The 18,372-nt window shown below is 72.9% G+C and carries 16 protein-coding genes; 2 read left to right on the forward strand and 14 right to left on the reverse strand.

Translation table 11 applies throughout. The features are described from left to right. The 14 genes from ACFVZH_RS06060 to ACFVZH_RS06125 all read right to left on the reverse strand — a co-directional run bounded on the left by ACFVZH_RS06060 (nucleotide 1) and on the right by ACFVZH_RS06125 (nucleotide 15,451). The gene (locus ACFVZH_RS06060; protein ID WP_384893714.1) at nucleotides 1-672 is read right to left on the reverse strand and encodes a 1-hydroxy-2-methyl-2-butenyl 4-diphosphate reductase; all 672 of its coding nucleotides are present in this window, start codon (nucleotides 670-672) and stop codon (nucleotides 1-3) included. Further along, nucleotides 672-2,657 (reverse strand): squalene--hopene cyclase, encoded by a 1,986-nt coding sequence (gene shc / locus ACFVZH_RS06065; protein WP_384893716.1) that lies wholly within the window; start codon nucleotides 2,655-2,657, stop codon nucleotides 672-674. The genes ACFVZH_RS06060 and shc overlap by 1 nt, the downstream gene beginning before the upstream one ends. 107 nt (nucleotides 2,658-2,764) lie before the next feature. Next, nucleotides 2,765-3,865, reverse strand: a complete 1,101-nt coding sequence (locus tag ACFVZH_RS06070; RefSeq protein ID WP_384893718.1) for a polyprenyl synthetase family protein — start codon at nucleotides 3,863-3,865, stop codon at nucleotides 2,765-2,767. After that, the gene (hpnE, locus tag ACFVZH_RS06075) at nucleotides 3,862-5,190 is read right to left on the reverse strand and encodes a hydroxysqualene dehydroxylase HpnE (RefSeq protein ID WP_384894263.1); all 1,329 of its coding nucleotides are present in this window, start codon (nucleotides 5,188-5,190) and stop codon (nucleotides 3,862-3,864) included. The genes ACFVZH_RS06070 and hpnE overlap by 4 nt, the downstream gene beginning before the upstream one ends. Before the next feature lie 316 nt (nucleotides 5,191-5,506). Beyond that, nucleotides 5,507-6,457, reverse strand: coding sequence for a presqualene diphosphate synthase HpnD (gene hpnD, locus ACFVZH_RS06080; protein WP_384893720.1), 951 nt, complete (start codon nucleotides 6,455-6,457; stop codon nucleotides 5,507-5,509). Next, on the reverse strand, nucleotides 6,454-7,365 hold the full coding sequence (hpnC, locus tag ACFVZH_RS06085; protein WP_384893722.1) for a squalene synthase HpnC: 912 nt from the start codon (nucleotides 7,363-7,365) through the stop codon (nucleotides 6,454-6,456). Before hpnC ends, hpnD begins: the two co-directional genes overlap by 4 nt. Before the next feature lie 313 nt (nucleotides 7,366-7,678). Beyond that, the gene (locus ACFVZH_RS06090) at nucleotides 7,679-8,326 is read right to left on the reverse strand and encodes a TetR/AcrR family transcriptional regulator (protein WP_384893724.1); all 648 of its coding nucleotides are present in this window, start codon (nucleotides 8,324-8,326) and stop codon (nucleotides 7,679-7,681) included. 119 nt (nucleotides 8,327-8,445) lie between these two features. Then, the gene (locus ACFVZH_RS06095) at nucleotides 8,446-9,231 is read right to left on the reverse strand and encodes an ABC transporter ATP-binding protein (protein ID WP_384893726.1); all 786 of its coding nucleotides are present in this window, start codon (nucleotides 9,229-9,231) and stop codon (nucleotides 8,446-8,448) included. Next, entirely contained in the window at nucleotides 9,224-10,153 is a 930-nt protein-coding gene (locus tag ACFVZH_RS06100; RefSeq protein WP_384893728.1) for an ABC transporter permease, read from the reverse strand. The genes ACFVZH_RS06095 and ACFVZH_RS06100 overlap by 8 nt, the downstream gene beginning before the upstream one ends. 50 nt (nucleotides 10,154-10,203) lie before the next feature. Next, entirely contained in the window at nucleotides 10,204-11,088 is an 885-nt protein-coding gene (locus tag ACFVZH_RS06105; RefSeq protein WP_384893730.1) for a glycosyltransferase family 2 protein, read from the reverse strand. Nucleotides 11,089-11,096: 8 nt separating this feature from the next. Continuing rightward, nucleotides 11,097-11,876 (reverse strand): CDP-alcohol phosphatidyltransferase family protein, encoded by a 780-nt coding sequence (locus ACFVZH_RS06110; RefSeq protein ID WP_384893732.1) that lies wholly within the window; start codon nucleotides 11,874-11,876, stop codon nucleotides 11,097-11,099. Then, the gene (locus ACFVZH_RS06115) at nucleotides 11,854-12,915 is read right to left on the reverse strand and encodes an iron-containing alcohol dehydrogenase family protein (RefSeq protein WP_384893734.1); all 1,062 of its coding nucleotides are present in this window, start codon (nucleotides 12,913-12,915) and stop codon (nucleotides 11,854-11,856) included. The genes ACFVZH_RS06110 and ACFVZH_RS06115 overlap by 23 nt, the downstream gene beginning before the upstream one ends. Next, the gene (locus ACFVZH_RS06120) at nucleotides 12,903-13,640 is read right to left on the reverse strand and encodes a sugar phosphate nucleotidyltransferase (RefSeq protein ID WP_384893735.1); all 738 of its coding nucleotides are present in this window, start codon (nucleotides 13,638-13,640) and stop codon (nucleotides 12,903-12,905) included. The genes ACFVZH_RS06115 and ACFVZH_RS06120 overlap by 13 nt, the downstream gene beginning before the upstream one ends. Next, nucleotides 13,637-15,451: a DUF5941 domain-containing protein gene (locus ACFVZH_RS06125; protein WP_384894265.1), complete on the reverse strand. Its 1,815-nt coding sequence runs from the start codon at nucleotides 15,449-15,451 to the stop codon at nucleotides 13,637-13,639. Before ACFVZH_RS06125 ends, ACFVZH_RS06120 begins: the two co-directional genes overlap by 4 nt. 424 nt (nucleotides 15,452-15,875) lie before the next feature. On the opposite strand from ACFVZH_RS06125, the gene ACFVZH_RS06130 reads away from it, so the two are divergent. Both ACFVZH_RS06130 and ACFVZH_RS06135 read left to right on the forward strand, forming a co-directional pair. Beyond that, nucleotides 15,876-16,817 (forward strand): cation diffusion facilitator family transporter, encoded by a 942-nt coding sequence (locus ACFVZH_RS06130; RefSeq protein WP_384893737.1) that lies wholly within the window; start codon nucleotides 15,876-15,878, stop codon nucleotides 16,815-16,817. Nucleotides 16,818-17,015: 198 nt separating this feature from the next. After that, nucleotides 17,016-18,278: a GNAT family N-acetyltransferase gene (locus ACFVZH_RS06135; RefSeq protein WP_384893739.1), complete on the forward strand. Its 1,263-nt coding sequence runs from the start codon at nucleotides 17,016-17,018 to the stop codon at nucleotides 18,276-18,278. Nucleotides 18,279-18,372 lie beyond the last annotated feature (94 nt).

Consider the following 18,372-nt stretch of genomic DNA (forward strand, 5'->3'; position numbering starts at 1 on the left):
TCACCTCCTGGGGAGCAGCAAAGAACGGTGCCATTCGAAGAATGCGGGAAGGACGGCGCGAAGGACGCGGAAGGCCGATATTCCCCCGCGTACCGTGCCGATCCGGACCAGTTCATGTTCTGGAGCGTCCACGACCACCCGGACGGCCGCAACCGGGCGGGCGTCCGGACCGTCCCCGAGCCCGCCGACCGCCCGGGCGGTCCGCAGGGTCTCGGCGGACTCCATGTCGACGGCGATCGCCCCGCCGGCCCGCAGCGCGGTCCGCTCGGGGCCCCGCACCACATGGTCGGAGCCGGTGAGCGGCCCGGTGTGCACGGCCCGCCCGGGGACCGCCCTGGCGAGGGCCTTCACCAGCAGGTCGGTGCCGGTGCAGAGGGTGGTGCCGCCGGACCCGCGGGTCTCGTCGGCGACGATCAGGTCGCCCGGGTGCATGCCCGGGGCCAGCCCGGCGCAGAAGCCGGAGGCGATGACGGCGGCGTCCCGCCACCGCTCCTCGCCGAGCGTCCGGGAGACGGCCCGCCGGGCCCGGTCCGGCCCCATGCCGGTGCGCACCACGGTGACCGGGCCGGGGGCGCCGTCGCGGTCCCCGCTGCGCAGGGCGAACTGCTCGATGCCGAGCGCGCAGGCGATCAGCAGCGGCGGGGTGGCGCCGGAGCCCGGCTCGCGGCCCATCAGCGGTCCTTGTGGGGCGCGGGCTCCCCGTACACGTAGCGCCCGAGCGCGGTGAGGGGGAACACCTGGCGGTAGAGGTGGTAGTTGATGGAGAAGTCCCAGGGGAAGCCGGTGCCGGTGAAGTACGGCTCGTCCCAGGAGCCGTCCTCGCGCTGGGTCCCGGTGAGCCAGGCGACGCCCCGCCGGACGGCCTCGGACTCCCGCTCGCCCGCGGCCAGCAGGGCGATCAGCGCCCAGGCGGTCTGGGAGGCGGTGGAGGCACCGCGCCCGACCCATGCCTCGTCCTCGTACGAGCGGAGGTCCTCGCCCCAGCCGCCGTCCTCGTTCTGGACGGTCCCGAGCCAGCCGACGGCCCGGCGGACCGCCGGATGGGAGACGGGGAGCCCGGCCGCGGTCAGCGCGGGGAGCACCGACCCCGTCCCGTAGACGTGGTTGACGCCCCAGCGGCCGAACCAGGCGCCGTTCGGCTCCTGCGCGGCGAGCAGCCACTCGATGCCCCGGCGGGTACGGGGGTCCTGGACGCGGCCCTCGTACGCGAGCATCTCCACCACGTGGGCGGTGACGTCGGCGGACGGCGGGTCGATCACCTCGCCGAAGTCGCAGAAGGGCAGCTTGTTGGGGAACACACTGGTGTTGTCGGCGTCGAAGGCGCCCCAGCCGCCGTCGCGCGACTGCATGCCGAGCGTCCAGCGCGCGCCGCGGGCGATGGCCTCCTCGACCCGGGCGGGGTCGGGGTGGCGCACCCGGCGCAGCGCCAGGAGCACCTCGGCGGTGTCGTCGATGTCGGGGTAGTTGTCGTTGTGGAACTCGAACGCCCAGCCGCCCGGCGGGAGTCCGGGGCGGCGCACCGCCCAGTCCCCGGTCCGGGTGATCTCCTCGTCCAGCATCCAGTCGACGGCCTTCACCAGGGCCGGGTGGTCGGGGCGGAGTCCCGCGTCGGCGAGCGCGATGGTGGCGAGGCAGGTGTCCCAGACGGGTGACTGGCAGGCTTCGATCATGCGCGAGCCGTCCTCGCGCCGGACCGCGAACCGGTCGAGCGACTCCAGGCCCGCCCGCATGACGGGGTGCTTCAGGTCGTAGCCGAGCAGGTGGAGGGCGATGATCGAGTAGACGGCCGGCGGCTGGATGCCGCCCCAGCAGCCGTCGTTCTCCTGGCGCTCGACGATCCAGCGCGCGGCGACGTTCATGGCGGTGCCGCGCAGGGCGCGCGGCGCCAGCCGGTGGTAGACGTGCAGTGCCTTGTCGAGCCGCTGGAAGATCCCGTCCCAGCCGGTCGCGGGGGCGAGGGGCCGGGGCGGGTTCGGCCGGGCCGGGTCGGTGTGCAGCTCGTCGAGCGGGAAGGGCGCGGGGCGGACGGGGCGCTTCGCGGAGACGACGGTCAGCGGCACGATCGTCTGGCGGGCCCAGCAGCCGAAGTCGTAGATGTTGAGCGGGAACCACTTCGGCAGGAAGAGCAGTTCCGGGGGCAGCTCGGGCAGATCCTCCCAGCGCCACCAGCCGAAGAGGGCCAGCCAGATCCGGGTGAAGACCCGGGCGGCGGCGATCCCTCCCCTGGCGCGGACCCAGGCGGCGGCGCGGGCCATGTGCGGGGCTTCGGGCGGGTCTCCGGCGAGGCGCAGGGCCACATACGCCTCGACGGTGGCGGAGAGCTCGCCGGGTCCGCCGTAGAAGGTGGCCCAGGCGCCGTCCTCGCGCTGTTCGCGGCGGATGTGGAGGGCCGAGGCCGAGGTGGTGTCGGCGTCGAGGATGCCCAGGAACTGGCGGAGGAGGAGGTCCTCGGCGTCCATGGTGACGTTGGTCTCCAGGTCGCCCTTCCACCAGCCCTCCGGATCCTGCCGGGCGAGCAGGTGCTCGACGGCCCGTTCCGCGGCCCGTGCGGCGGTCCCGTCGAGGTCCGGCGCGTCGGCGCCGGTGTCGTGCGTGGTGCTGGCCGAGGCTGCCCGGGGGCCCACGGCCCCGGCGTTTCCGTCGGTCGTCGCTGTCATGGCTTCCCCTTTGCGCAGTCGGATCCTTCTGCTTCTACGGGTCTGCCGTCGGCCGGCGCCGGAGGGCACCGGCCGGCGACTGCGAGGTCATATCAGGGTGATGGTGATCATCTCTTCCGTACGACGACGAAGTCGGCCAGGGCGGTGAGCTGCGCCCGCACCTGGGCGGGCATGTCCACCTCGTCCAGGGCCGCGATCGCGACGGCGTGCTGGCGGCGGGCCTCCTGGGAGGTCCACTCGCGTCCTCCGGCCTCCTCGATGAGGGCGGCCCGGAAGGCGAACTCCTCCTCGGAGAAGGTGTCGAAGTCGTTGGACTTGGCGTCGGCGGCGAGCAGTTCGCCGAGCCGCTCCGACGCCTCGCCGCCGGCGGCGAGGGCGGCGACGACCGGGAGGGACTTCTTGCGCTGGCGCAGGTCGCTCCAGGTCTGCTTGCCGGTGGCCTCCGGGTCGCCCCAGATGCCGAGGAGGTCGTCCACGGCCTGGAAGGCGAGGCCCAGGTGGTAGCCGTACTCCTCCAGCTTGTCGGCGGTGCGGTCGTCGGCGCCGCCGAGGACGGCGCCGATGGAGACGGCGCAGGCGAGCAGGGCGCCCGTCTTGTTGCCCTCCATCTCCAGGCACTCCTCGACGGTGACCCGCTCGCGGTGCTCGTAGGAGATGTCCTGGGCCTGGCCGTCGATGAGCTTGCGGCTGGCGGTGGTGAGCCGGCGGGTCGCCCGCCCGGCCTCCACGGTGCCGATCTCCAGCAGGATCTCGTTGGCCAGGGCGAACAGCGCGTCGCCCACCAGGATGGCCTGCGCCGGGCCGTGCACCTTCCACACGGTGTCGCGGTGGCGGCGCTGCTCGTCGCCGTCCATCAGGTCGTCGTGGAGCAGCGAGAAGTTGTGGACGAGCTCCACGGCGACGGCGCCGGGGACCCCGACCTCGGGCGCGGCGCCCGCGGCCTCGGCCGAGAGCAGGGCGAGCGCCGGGCGGACGGCCTTGCCGCCGTCGCCGTCGGCGGGGTTGCCGTGGGCGTCGATCCAGCCGAAGTGGTAGGCGGCCACGGTGTCCATGGGCGACGCGAGGCGGTCGACGGCCGCCCGCAGTACGGGGGTGGACAGGGTCCGCCCCCGCTCCAGCAGTGCGGACACGTCCGCGGTGTCGACGGCCGGATTACCCGGCGGCACAGTCGGCACGGTCTCTCCTCTTGTTCCGGTACTCACACTCATGCCGCCTCCTGTAGCGGATGGTCATGGCGGCGGCCGAAAGCGGAGAGCGCGGCGCCCGCGGCGCTGAAACCACTGCGGACGGCACCCTCCATGGTCGCGGGCCAGCCGGTGGCGGTCCAGGCCCCGGCCAGAAACAGCCCCGGGGCCCTGGTGCGGGCGCCGGGGCGGAGCCGGCCGACGCCCGGGGTGGGGGCGAACGTGGCCGTCCGCTCCCTGGTGACGAAGAAGTCGCGGACCCCGGCGCCGCGGGCGGCCGGCAGCAGCCGCTCCAGTTCGGGCAGGTACTTCTCGCGCAGGGCGGCGACGGGCTCGTCGATCTCGTCCTGGGCGGCGGACTGGGAGACGGCGAGGTACTGGCCGCCGCCGGTGAGTCCGGAGGAGTCGGTGCGGTCGAAGACCCACTGCACCGGGGAGCCGAGAGCGGTGAAGAACGGCCGCTTCAGCACCTTGCGGTCGTAGACCACGTGCAGGTTGAGGATGGGCGCGGTGGCGATGTCGAGGAGCCGGTCGGGATCGTCGAGGGCGCCCTCGGGCAGCAGGGCGTGCGTCTCCTGCTGCGGTACGGCGAGGACGACCGCGTCCGCCGTGAGCGTCTCGCCGGGTACGGCGACGGTCCAACGCCCGTCGTCGGTGCGGGAGATCCGCTCGGCCTTGGTGCGGAGCAGGGTGCGGACGCCGAGGGCGTCGAGCTCCTTCGCGGCCCGGGTGTCGTGGAGTTCGCCGAGCGGCACGTGGGCCCAGCCGATGTCGGCGGCGCCGGGCTCGGAGAGGAGACCGGTCTTGAAGACCATCGCGGCGAGCCCCATGGACGCCTGCGGCGCGGGGGCGTTGAGGGTGGGGATGCCGACGAGGTCCCACAGGGCCTCGACGGTCCGCGGCGACTGTCCGTGCCGGCCGAGCCAGGTGGCGAAGTCGATGCCGTCGAGGGCCGGGTCGGCGGGGTCGAGCCTCTTCAGGGCGAGGGCGGCCCGGCCGACGGAGGCCCGCTCGGCGAGGGAGAGGTGCGGGTAGGTGGCGAGGCTGCGCGCGAGGTGCAGCGGCACGGGGAGGCTGTCGCGGCGGATCCGGCCGAGCCGGGGGCCGCGCGGGTGGCCGACGTCGAGGACGGGCACGTCGAGGCGGTCCTGGAGCGGCGCGAGCCGGGCGCCGTCGATCCGGTCGAGGAACCAGCGGTAGGCGGTGCAGCAGCGCAGGTAGACGTGCTGGCCGTTGTCGACGGTGAGGTCGCCCCGGCGGAAGGAGAAGGCGAGGCCGCCGAGGCGGGGCCGCCCTTCGAGCAGGGTGACGCGGACGCCCGCGTCGGCGAGCTGGAGCGCGGCGGTGATCCCGGCGAGCCCGCCACCGACGACGACGGCATGCCGCCGCCGGTCCCCGTCCGCGCCGGTGCCGGCCGGTGTGCCGGGCCGGCCGGTCCCGGGAGCCGGGTCGGTGTGCGCGGCCGGTGCGTCGGTGTCCGGCCGGGCGTCGCGCTGGGTCGGGTCGGTCGTCACACGGCCTCCGTTCGGGTCGTCGCGGTCCGGGTCCGCGGGGACCCGGTGGCCGGGGCCGTCGGCGGCAGGGCGGTCGCGGATGCAGCCGCCCCGTCCAGGGACGCCGGAACGGTCCCTCGGGTTGCCCGGCGGGCGGTGGCGTACGGTCGCATCAGGCACGCCTCCTGACGGTACGTCGGGCGATGGTGCGGGTGTCGAGGCCGGAGAGGCCGCGCACCGCGACGTACGCCTTCTCGCGGCCCGGCAGCGAGACGCGGCCGCGCAGCACGGCCTCGGGGTCGCGTTCGATCCGGTCGAGCAGGCGCCGGTAGATGCCGGCCATGGCGGCGACGCAGGCGCCGCTGCGCCGGTCGAGCAGGGGCAGCAGCCGGTAGCCCTCGGCGAACAGGGCGCGGGCGCGGCGCACTTCGAAGTGGACGAGCCCGGCGAAGTCGGAGCCGGGGGGCGGGGTGGGGCTGCCGAAGCCCTCTCCGCAGCCGAACTTGGCGAGGTCGTCGGCCGGCAGATAGGTGCGCCCGTTCCCGGCGTCCTCGCGCACGTCCCGGAGGATGTTGGTGAGCTGGAGGGCGAGGCCGAGGGTGTCGGCGTACTCGGGGGCCCGGTCGGCGCCCGGGGCGCCGGGCTGGGTGCCGAAGACGCCGAGGGAGATCCGCCCGATCGCCCCGGCGACGCACCGGCAGTAGATCTTGAGGTCGTCCCAGGTCTCGTACGTCGCGCCGCGCACGTCCATGAGGACGCCGTCGATGAGCTCGTCGAGGCCGCCGAGCGGGATCGGGAAGCGCCGGGCCGTGTCGGCGAGGGCGACCGCGACCGGGTCGGTGTCGTCCTCCTCGACCTCTCCCGCGCGGACCCGGTCGAGCAGGGTCCGGGTGGCTTCGAGCCGCTCCCGCTTGGCCTCGGTCGCGAGCGTGCCGTCGCCGATGTCGTCGACCCGCCGCGAGAAGGCGTACAGCGCGGACATCGCCTGGCGCTTCTCGGTCGGCAGCAGCCTGATCCCGTAGGCGAAGTTACGGGCCTGCTGCCCGGTGACCGCCTCGCAATAGCTGTAGGCGGCCAGTACCGGTGCGGACGGCTGGGGCTGTCCCTCCACGGTCGCGCTCACCCCTCTTTCCGCGCCTGGAGCAGAACCGCTCCCACCTGGCGCATCAGGCTCGGCTTGGTCGGCTTCGGCGGGCCGGTGAGCACGTCGAAGCCGGCGTCGGTGACGGCGTCGAGCGCCGCGAGTCCGCCGCCGGTGAATCCGGCGAGGAGGAGGCGCAGCCGCCCGTGGACGCTGCCGACGAGCGGGATGCCCGCGTGGAGCAGCTCGCGGGCCCGCTCGGCCTCGAAGGCGATCAGGGCGCGCACGGAGGCTCCGGCGGTGGGCCGCGCGAGGTCGTCCTCGGTGACGTGGAAGCGCTTGAGGTCCTCGGCGGGCAGGTAGATCCGGTCGTTGCCGAGGTCCTCCGCGACGTCCTGGAGGTGCTCGACGATCTGGAGCGCGGTGCAGATCTCGTCGGAGCGCCGGATCCGCTCGGGGGTGGCGGTGCCGGTGATCCCGAGGACGAGCCGGCCGACGGTGTTGGCGGAGAGCTCGCAGTACGCGAGGAGGTCGTCGTACGTCTCGTAGCGGCGGACCAGCTGGTCCTGGCGGTTGGCCTCGATCAGGCCGAGGAAGGGCTCGGGGGTGAGCCCGCACCGCCGGACGGTCGGCTGGAGCGCGCGGAGCAGGGGGTGACGGGGCGTGGAGTCGTAGACGCGGTGGAGGTCGGCCTCGAAGGCGTCGAGGAAGGCGAGCCGGTCCTCGGCCCGCTCGGGGTCGACGCCGAGGTGCCGGGCGTCGGCGCCGCCGGGGGCGAGGTCGCCGTCGCCGATGTCGTCGACGAGCCGGGCGAAGCCGTAGACGGCCATGAGGTCGTCGCGCCAGGCGCGGGGCAGGAAGAAGGGGGCCACGGGGAAGTTCTCGTCCGCGGCCTTGCCGAGTGTGGCGCGCGAGGAGGCGTCGGGGCGCGCCTGCCGGGTGTCCGTCACAGGTCACTGCCCGACGGAGGGACGGCGACACCCTCGTGGAGCTGGAGATTCTGCGTCATGGCCGTCACGTCTCCCGTTCTACACTGCCGATCCAATCCATCCTATTTCGGACACGCCGCCGACCCCTGCCCGTAGAGCCACCGCCCGGAGGCCCGATGGCGGTGGGGAATGGCCCTACTTGCCGCGAATCAGACCGGTCCAGCTTACGTTGTACGACGACCGTCGCCATTCCGGGGTGGCGGACACCCCGCACCTCACCCGTACGGGTCGTCAACCACCCCGCACCGCAAGGGAGTTCGGCCCGAAGCGGACCTCAGGGGACACGCGTGCCGGAGACGACCATGGCGAGGGCGGTCTCGACGACGGCGTTCCGGCGCTGGGCGGGAAGCCGGCGGAGCGGGCCGTCGAGCAGCAGGAGTGACAGTCCGTGCACGGCCGACCACGCGGCGGCACCGGCGGCCGGGCGGACCTCCCGCCGGGGGGCTCCGGCCCTGGCGAGCGCGTCGAGTGCCTCCCCGAACAGGGTGAACGCGCGGACCTCGGGCTCGGGGACCCGGCACTCCGGCATCGACACCTCCGCCCCGGTCTGGCGGGCCGCGCAGAACGCGGCCCGGTAGAGGCCCGGCTGGGCCATCGCGAAGGCGATGTACCCCCGGCAGAGCGCCGCCAGCCGGCGCTCGGCGGCCAGGGCGGGGTCGTCGGCGCCGGGCTCCCGGGCGGCGGCCCGCTCCATGGAGTCGGCAAGGGCCCGCTGCGCGTGGATCCTGACGGTCCGGAACAGCTCGCCCCGCCCGTCGAAGTGCCGGTAGGCGGCGGTGGGCGAGACGCCGACCCGGCGGGCCGCCTCGCGCAGGACGACCCGTTCGGGACCGCCCTCGACGGCGAGGTCGACGGCCGCGCAGATCAGCGCGTTGCGCAGATCGCCGTGGTGGTAGTTCTTTCCCCCCGAGATCGCTGCCATGGGCTCATCCTGCCCGATGTTGACCGCATGAACATTCCAGGTGGCGGCGCGACGCGCGGAAAACGGAAGAGCCCCCGCCGGGGTGCTCCGGCAGGGGCTCCGCGAAGACCTTCGGGGGCCTAGCGCGCGGTCTCGCGTTCGTACGCCTTGAGGACCTCGTCCGTGGGGCCGTCCATCAGGAGCTGCCCCTTCTCCAGCCAGAGCACCCGGTCACAGGTGTCCCGGATGGACTTGTTGCTGTGGCTCACCAGGAAGACCGTGCCGGCCTCCTTGCGGAGCTCGCGGATGCGCTCCTCGGAGCGGATCTGGAACTTGCGGTCACCGGTCGCCAGCGCCTCGTCGATGAGGAGGACGTCGTGGTTCTTGGCGGCCGCGATGGCGAAGCGGAGCCGGGCGCCCATGCCGGAGGAGTACGTGCGCATGGGCAGACTGATGAAGTCGCCCTTCTCGTTGATGCCGGAGAAGTCGACGATCCCGTCGTAGCGGGAGCGCACCTCCTCGCGGCTCATGCCCATCGCGAGGCCGCCCAGGATCACGTTGCGCTCGCCGGTGAGGTCGTTCATCAGGGCCGCGTTGACGCCCAGGAGCGAGGGCTGGCCGTCGGTGAAGACCTTGCCGCTCTCGGTGGGGAGCAGTCCGGCGATGGCGCGCAGCAGCGTGGACTTGCCGGAGCCGTTGGAGCCGATGAGGCCGATGGCCTCGCCCCGGTAGGCGGTGAAGGTGACGCCGCGGACCGCGTGGACCTTGCGGACGCCCCGGGTGACCTCGGCCTTGCCCTTGCCGAGGATCCGGCTGAGCGCCGCGGTGGCGCTGCCCCTGCCGCCGCCGCCGGCGTTGACCCGGTAGACGATGTGGACGTCGTCGCAGATGACGGTGGGAACGTGGGACTGGTTCGGTTCAGCCACGGCCGTACCTCTCCTCGGCCTTCCAGAAGTAGACGAAGCCGCCGATGCCGAAGACCAGGGCCCAGCCGAGGGCGGTGATCCAGACGTGCGAGGGCAGGTTCTCCGCGCCGTAGCCGTCGATGAGGGCGTAGCGGATGAGATCCATGTAGACGGCCGCCGGGTTGTACATGAGGACGTCGGCGATCCACGCGGGCTTGTCGGCCAGCATCGCGGAGATCGAGAACATGACGCCCGAGGCGTACATCCAGGTGCGCATGATGAACGGCATCAGCTGGGCGAGGTCGGGCGTCTTGGCGCCCATCCGCGCCACGATCATGGCCAGGCCGGTGTTGAACACGAACTGCAGGAACAGCGCCGGGACCAGCAGCAGCCAGCGGAGCGAGGGGTAGCTGCCGAAGGCGATCGCGACCGCCACGAGCACGATCATCGAGAACAGCAGCTGCTGGAGCTGCTGGAGCGAGAAGGAGATCGGCAGGGTGGCCCGGGGGAAGTGCAGGGCCCGGACGAGGCCCAGGTTGCCCGAGATCGCCCGGACGCCGGCCATGACCGAGCTCTGGGTGAAGGTGAACACGAAGATGCCGGTGACCAGGAACGGGATGTAGACGTCCTTGGTCATGCCGCGGCCCGCGCCCAGGATGAGCCCGAAGATCAGGTAGTAGACCAGGGCGTTGAGCAGCGGGGTCGCCACCTGCCACACCTGGCCCAGCTTCGCCTGGCTGTACTGGGCGGTCAGCTTGGCCGAGGAGAACGCCAGGATGAAGTGGCGCCGGCTCCACAGATCCCGGACGTACTCGAACAGTCCGGGCCGGGCGCCACTGACCGAGAGGCCGTACTTCGCGGCCAGCGCGGCCGAGGACAGGCCCTCGTCTACGGACGGAGGCGCGCTCGTCGCGACCGCCCCGCCCTGGTGTGTGTCACTCACAAGTCGAAACTTTCGTGTTCAAGATGCGCGGCACGTCGGGTACCACGATGTCAGACGACCGGGGGGCGACCCAGCCGGGTCAGCCGCCACACCGTACGCCACCTCATGGGACGACGTGGTCCGCAGGGGGTCGTCCAGCCTTCGCGGAATCCGCCGAACCATGCCTTCAGCGCGGGGAGCGAGGGCCGCCGGGCCAGGGTGAGCAGGAGCCAGACGCCGAGATAGACCGGCACCAGGGGCGCGGGCAGATTGCGACGTGCCAGCCACACTCGGTTGCGAGCCACGTTGAAGTGGTACGAAGCGTGACGGGAGGGGGCGGTGGTGGGGTGCAACAGCACCATGTCGGAACGGTAGTCGATCATCCAGTCGGCGTCGAGCGCCCGCCAGGCGAGGTCCGTCTCCTCGTGGGCGTAGAAGAACTCGTCCGGAAGACCGCCGACTTCGGCGAAGACCTTGGTGCGGACCGCGTTGGCGCCGCCGAGGAAGGTGGTCACCCGCGAGGAACGCATCGGATCGGCGGCGCGCAGCCTCGGCACGTGCCGCCGCTGCGTGAGCCCGGTCTCCGGATCCGCGATGCGGAAGCTGATGATGCCCAGGCGCGGGTCGGCGGTGAACGCCTGGCGGACCAGTTCGGCGGTGTCCGCGTGGGCGAGCAGCCCGTCGTCGTCGAGGAAGAGCAGGATGTCGACGTCGGTGCCACCGGGGCCGAACGCCTCGATGCCGACGTTCCGGCCGGCGGGGATGCCGACGTTCTCGGGCAGGTCGACGGTGCGGACCCGGTCGGGCACCCCGGTGACCGGGGTGCCCTGGCCGACGACGACGACCTCGACCGGGTCGCCCTCCTGCTTGGCGACCGAGTCGATCAGCGCGCGCAGGTCGTCGGGGCGGTTGCCCATCGTGATGACGACGGCACCCACCTTGAGCGGCGTACTCACGGCCGGCCTCACTTCAGCCTGCTGGAGACCATGATCGACACCAGGTGCAGCACGGTCTGGAGCAGGGCGATGCCGGCCAGCACGGCGACGCCGAGCCGGGTGAAGAAGAGGTCGCCCCGCACCTGGTCCGCGATCGCCAGGACGACGATGAGCAGCGACGCCTCGATGCCGAGGACGAGCCGGTGGAACTTCAGCGCCCCGGCGGCCCGGCGGGCCAGCGCCATGCCGGAGGAGCGCGGCTCGGACGCCGACTCCTTGACCGGCGGCAGCCCGCCCTGGTGACGGGCGACGCCGACGAGGTCGGTCTCGGCCTTGATCAGGATGGCGCCGAGCGCGGCGAGGGTCCCGAGGAACGCCCAGAGCCAGTCGATCCGGCCCGAGCCCCACGGGTCTGCGGCGCGCAGGCCGAAGCCGACCAGGACGGCCGCGTCGCACAGGTAGGCGCCGACCCGGTCCAGGTACACGCCGGCCAGCGAGAACTGCTTCTTCCAGCGGGCCACCTCGCCGTCGACGCAGTCGAGCAGCAGGTAGAGCTGGACCATGAGCGCGCCGAGCAGCGCCCCGGGGATCCCGGGCACCAGCAGGGCCGGTGCCGCGAGGACGCCCGCGACGGTCATCACGTACGTGAGCTGGTTCGGCGTGACCTTGGTGCCGACGAGCCGCCGGGTGATCCTGAGCGAGATCTCCCGCATGTACAGGCGGCCGCCCCAGTGCTCACCGCTCCGCCGGTCCTTCACGCCCGGGGGGTGGACGACCGGTCGGAGCTCAGCTACCGATGGCTTTTGCATAGTCGGCGTACGCGTCCCTGATCTCGTCGTCGGACAGGTCGAGGTGTTCGAGGATGGTGAAGCGGCCCGGCCGGGTCTGCGGGGCGAAGGACACCGCCTGGACGAACTCGTCCACGGTGAAGCCCATCTCCTCCGGCCGGACGGGCAGTCCGTGCCGGCGCAGGGTCTCGACCATCAGCGCGGAGGCGTCGGACGCACCACGCAGGTGCATCGCGAAGGCCGCGCCGAGGCCGCACTGCTCGCCGTGGCTCGCGGCGCGGGCCGGGAAGAGCAGGTCGAAGGCGTGGCTGATCTCGTGGCAGGCGCCCGAGGAGGGGCGGCTGTCGCCGCTGATCGACATGGCGATGCCGGACATCACCAGGCCCTCGGAGAGGGTGACGAGGAAGTCGTCGTCACCGACGCCGCCGGGGTGGCGGAGCACGGCCTCGCCGGCGCTGCGGGCCATGGCGGCGGCCAGGCCGTCGACGGGCTCGCCGGTCTCGCGGTGGGAGAGCTCCCAGTCCGCGATGGCGGAGAGGTTGGAGATCGCGTCGCCGATGCCGGAGCGGACGTAGCGGACCGGGGCGTCCCGGATCACGTCGAGGTCGATGACCAGCGCGATCGGGGTGGGGACGCCGTAGGAGCCGCGGCCGTTGTCGTTGTCCAGGGTGGAGATCGGCGAGCAGATGCCGTCGTGCGACAGGTTGGTGGCGATGGCCACCAGCGGCAGCCCGACCCGGGCCGCCGCGTACTTCGTCACGTCGATGATCTTGCCGCCGCCCAGGGCGACCACGGCGTCGTACCGCTTGCCGCGCATGGCGTCGGCGAGCTTCACGGCCTCGTCGATGGTGCCGCCCGAGACCGGGTACCAGTCGGCGCCCGGCAGCTCCGGGGCGAAGTGGTCACGCAGCTTGAGGCCCGAGCCGCCGCTGATGGCGACGGCGATCTTGCCGTTGCTGGAGATCCGCTGGTCCGCGAGGAGCGCGGACAGGTCGTCCAGCGCTCCCCTGCGGATGTCGACGACGACCGGCGAGGGGATCAGCCGGGTCAGTACTGGCACGCGATCTCACGGCCCTTCGCGAGGTCGTCGTGGTTGTCGATCTCGACCCACTTGACGTCGCCGATGGGGGCCACATCGACGGTGAAGCCTCGGTTGACCAGCTCCTGGTAGCCGTCCTCGTAGTAGAGGTCGGGGTCGCGCTCGAAGGTGACCTTGAGGGCGTCGGCGAGCTCCTCGGCGGCCTCGGGCTCGATCAGCGTGACGCCGATGTACTCGCCGGTGGCGGTGGCCGGGTCCATCAGCTTGGTGATGCGCTGGACGCCCTTGCCCTCGGCGGTGATGACCTTCATCTCCTCGTCGGCGAGGTTCTTCACCGCGTCGAGGGCGAGGATGATCTTCTGGCCGTTGCCGCGGGCCGCGAGCAGGGTCTTCTCGACCGAGACCGGGTGGACGGTGTCGCCGTTGGCGAGGATCACACCGCGCTTGAGGACGTCACGGGCGCACCACAGGGAGTAGGCGTTGTTCCACTCCTCGGCCTTGTCGTTGTCGACGAGGGTGATCGTGAGGCCGTACTTGGCCTCCAGGGCGTCCTTGCGGTCGTAGACGGCCTCCTTGCGGTAGCCGACGACGATCGCGACCTCGGTGAGGCCGATCTCGGCGAAGTTCTTCAGCGTGAGGTCGAGGATCGTGGTCTCGCCGTCGACGGGCACGAGGGCCTTCGGAAGGGTGTCGGTGTAGGGGCGCAGACGCCGTCCGGCACCGGCTGCGAGTACGAGGCCGATCATGCTGTTTCTCCTTCGTCGTGAACGGCGGGTGCTCCGGAGGAGACCCAGAAGCGGATGGACTCCACGAGCACCACGAGCGCGACGGCCGCCGCGAGAGCGGTCAGTGCCAGGGTGAAGTCGTCACCGCGGTCCGCCAGCAGGGCGGCGAGGACGGTCACCAGGAGCGTGCGCCCCTCGTGTCCGCCGGTGACGCGCACCAGCCACGCGGGCGGCGCGCCGGTGCCGCCGCGAATGCGGTACACCGTGTCGTAGTGATGGTAGGCGACCGCCGCGACCAGCCCGAACGCCGCCGGGAGGGCGTGCGCGGAGTCGGAGCGGGCGGCGAGCACGAGGACGGTGGTGTACTCGGCGGCGCGGAAGAGCGGCGGGACCAGCCAGTCGAGGGCGCCCTTGAGGGGGCGGGCGACGGCCGCTCCGGCGAAGACCACGTAGAAGACCGCGACGACCACGTCCTGGCGGTCGCCGAAGGGCCGGGCGAGGACCGTGGCCAGCAGCGCGCCGGTGGCGACGGCGGCGAGGACGACGCCGGGGAGGCCGCGCAGGCCGGTACGGGCGACGGCGCGGGCGGCGAACCCGGCGAGGGGGCCGGAGTCCGCGAGCTCCGCGAGGGCCTGGGCCGCCCGGTCCGTCCGCTTCGCCTTGCGGGTCAGCGAGCGCAGGACGCGGCCGGCCGTGGTGTAACAGGCACCGAACGCGCAGCCGATGATCAGCGCCCAGAAGACGATCCGGGGGGTGGTGACGGCGGTGAGGACCGCGATCATGGCCCAGCGCTCGCCGATCGGCAGGATGATCATGCGGCGGGCCCAGACGGTCCAGCCGAGGCTGTCGAGCCGGTCGGAGAGGGCCGCGGTGGGGCTGGTGTTGGCCGTGGCGTCGTGGTTGGCCTCGTTGAACGAGAAGTCCACGACATGGCGGCAGGTCATGAGGATCATCGCGCCGAGCGCGAGCGCCCAGACGTCGTCGCCGTTGCGGGCGGCGCCGAGCGCGAGGCCCGCGTAGAAGGCGTACTCCTTGGCCCGGTCGAAGGTGGCGTCGAGCCAGGCGCCCATCGTCGAGTACTTCAGCGCGTAGCGGGCGAGCTGCCCGTCGGTGCAGTCCAGGACGAAGGAGACGAGGAGGAGGACGCCGGCGGCGATGTATCCGCCGCGCTCGCCGGTCGCCGCGCAGCCCGCCGCGACCAGGGCGGTGAGCAGCGAGGCGGTGGTGACCTGGTTGGGGGTCAGTCCGCGGCGGGCGCACCAGCGGGCGATGTACCGGGAGTACGGGCTGATGAAGAAGGTGGTGAAGAAGCCGTCGTGCGCCTTGACCGCCGAGCGGAGGCGGACGGCCTCGTCGTCGACCGCGTCGACGGCGGCGCGCGCCTCGTGGCGGGCCTCGGCGTCGGCGGGCACGGTGGCGACGAGGGTGCCGAGCGCGGGCCGGTGCACGGCGACGCCGTCGGCGTCGAGGGCGTCGGCGAGCGTGCCGGTGAGGTCGTCGGTGAGCGTGCCCGTACCGGCGGCCGCGGGGGCGCCGGCGACGGCGGTCAGCGCGCGGACGAGCGCGGGGCGGGCCGCGCTCTGCGCGGTGAGTGCGCCGGGCGCCGCCGCGGCCGGGAAGCGGGGGTCGGTGAGGGCGAGGCGCAGCGCGTGCAGGTGGCCGACGAACCGGGGGTCGACGAGCGCGACGCGCTCACCCGTCGGGACGGTGGCCAGCAGGGCGCCGGTCTCCTCGGCGTCGGAGGCGATCCGGACGTCGAAGCCGAGCGACCGCAGATCTCCGTCGAGCGAGGATCCGGGTGCCGGCGGGCCGGTGAGGATGGCGGTCGACAGACGAACTCACTCCTTGGAGCTGACGGAGGGCCGGCGGGGCTCATGGCGGCCCCGGGCGCGGCCGTGCCGCCCGGCACCGGGCGGCGACACGTCGGCTGAGGCTATCGGATGAACAGAAGCGCGAGTTCACCGAGGCTTCGCGGGCAGGACTCCCCCGGGCCCTCCCGTGTCCGCACGGATACGCCGCTCCTGTCGTGATCATCATGGGCGATCGGCGGCCCGCCTCACAAACCACGGTCGGATCGCGCTCGGGAGCACCTCGGGGGGCACTTCGGGCCATGGCTGAACGGCCTCGAATATCCGCAGGTCAGAGCATATGACAACGGTGTTCAGTACCGTGTTGCACATACCCCCCACCCGTAGTTCACTTGCGAATCGGGAACCATCGGGCGCACGACGGACGACACGACCGGGAGGCCATGTCATGGGGGCTGGACACGACCACGGGCACAGCCACGGGGGCCCTCCCCCCACGGGCACCGCGGGGGCCGCGTACCGGAACCGGCTGCGGATCGCACTCGGCATCACGCTCTCCGTGATGGTGATCGAGATCATCGGCGGCGTGGTCGCCGACTCGCTCGCGCTGATCGCCGACGCGGCGCACATGGCGACGGACGCGGTCGGCCTCGCGATGGCGCTGCTCGCCATCCACTTCGCGAACCGTCCGCCGTCCGGCAACCGCACCTTCGGGTTCGCCCGGGCCGAGATCCTGGCGGCGCTGGCCAACTGTCTGCTGCTGCTCGTCGTCGGCGGCTACGTGCTGTACGAGGCGGTCCAGCGGTTCCTGGAACCGGCCGAGACCAAGGGCGGTCTGACGATCGCCTTCGCGGTGGTCGGCCTGGTGGCCAACATGATCTCGCTGTCGCTGCTCGTGCGGGGCCAGAAGGAGAGCCTCAACGTACGCGGGGCGTACCTGGAGGTCCTCGCGGACGCCCTGGGCTCGGTCACCGTGATCGTGGCGGCCGGGATCATCCTGGCCACGGGCTGGCAGTACGCCGACCCGATCGCCTCGATCGTGATCGGCCTCATGATCGTGCCGCGGACGCTCAAGCTGCTGCGCGAGACCCTCGACGTCCTCCTGGAGGCGGCTCCCAAGGGCGTCGACATGGCGGAGGTGCGGGCGCACATCCTGGCCCTGCCGGGGGTGGAGGACGTGCACGACCTGCACGCGTGGACGATCACCTCGGGGATGCCGGTGCTCTCCGCGCACGTGGTGGTGGACCAGGCGGCGCTGGACTCGGTCGGCCACGAGAAGATGCTGCACTCCCTCCAGGGATGCCTGGGGTCGCACTTCGACGTGGAGCACTGCACCTTCCAGCTGGAGCCGGTGGGGCACGCGGAGCACGAGGCGAAACTCTGCCTCTGAGCGGCCGCCTCCTGTTAGTCTTTTCGTACGAACACGTGTGGAGAGGAGCTGAGGTTGATGACCGTCGCGATGGAGGCTGCCCAGTGCGGCAGCGCCCGGTCCAGCTTCAGCTTCCGGGTCTCCGGCTGACCTGATCCCGGTACTCCCACCGGTCCGTCACGTCGTCGGCCGGGACCCTTTCACCAAGGGAATCCCACGTTGTCCGACAACGCTCTGCACGACTCCTTCTTCGCCTTGCACCACGGTCTGCCGCGGCAGGGCCCCGGCTCCGACACCACCACCCGTCGGCTCCTCGCGCTCACCGGACCGCTTCCGGAGCGTCCGCGCGTCCTCGACCTGGGCTGCGGCCCGGGCCGCAGCGCGCTGCTCCTGGCCGCCGAGGCGGGCGCCGAGGTGACCGCCGTCGACACCCACGAGCCGTTCCTCGCCGAGCTCCGCGCCGCCGCCGCGGCCCGCGGGCTCGACGGCTCGGTCCACACCGTGCGCGCCGACATGGGCGCGCTGCCGTTCCCGGACGGCTCCTTCGACCTGGTCTGGGCCGAGAGCTCGGTCTTCGTCCTCGGCTTCGACCGGGCGCTCGCCGAATGGCGCAGGCTCCTCGCACCGGGCGGCACGCTGGTCCTCACCGAGTGCGTCTGGACCACCGAGGAGCCGGGCCCGGTGGCCCGCGCCTTCTGGGAGGAGCACTACCGGCTCCGTACCGTCGTCGGGAACGCGGCGGCGGCGGTCGAGGCCGGCTACCACGTCCTGGGCACCGTCGCGCAGCCCGAGAGCGACTGGGACGAGTACTACGTCCCGCTCGCCGCCCACGCCGACGCGGCGGACACCGCCGTGCCCGGCATGGCGGAGGCGGTGGCGGGCGCGCGGGCCGAGATCGCGCTGCGGCGCGAGCACGGCTCCGACTACGGCTACGCCGGTTTCGCGCTGCGTCCGGCCGATCCGCGCTGGCGCACCCGGACGGAGACCGCCGGGGACGCGGCGGCGATCCGGCGGGTCGTGTCGACGGCCTTCGGTTCGGAGGCCGAGCCCTCCGCGACCGAGGCCGATCTCGTCGACGCGCTCCGCCGGGACCCCGACGCCTGGCTACCCGGCCTGTCGTTCGTGGCCGAGGCCCCGGACGGGACGGTCGCGGCGCACGCGCTGATCACCCGCTGCCGGGTGGGCGGTGCCCCCGCGGCGGCGCTCGCGCCGGTGTCGGTGGCTCCGGCGTACCAGCGGACGGGGGCCGGCCAGGCCGTCGTCCGGGCGGCGCTCGACGCGGCCCGGCTGCGGGGCGAGCCGCTCGTGCTCGTCCTGGGCCATCCGGAGTACTACCCCCGCTTCGGGTTCGTACGGGCGTCCGAGTACGGAATCAAGCCAGGTTTCGAGGCTCCGGACGAGACGATGATGGCGCTCGTCCTGGACGGCTCCGTGCCGGTTCCGGCGGGCACCCTCGTCTATCCGGCGGCTTTCGGGGTCTAGGCGCCTCCCGGGTCCTCCCGCTCCCGCCGCACCGGCTCCGCTCCGGTGCGGCGGGAGCGGCCACGTCCGGCCGTCGAAGTACGGACAAGCCGGT

Origin of the sequence: Streptomyces sp. NPDC059534 (assembly GCF_042743475.1) — a bacterium.
Lineage (GTDB): Bacteria > Actinomycetota > Actinomycetes > Streptomycetales > Streptomycetaceae > Streptomyces.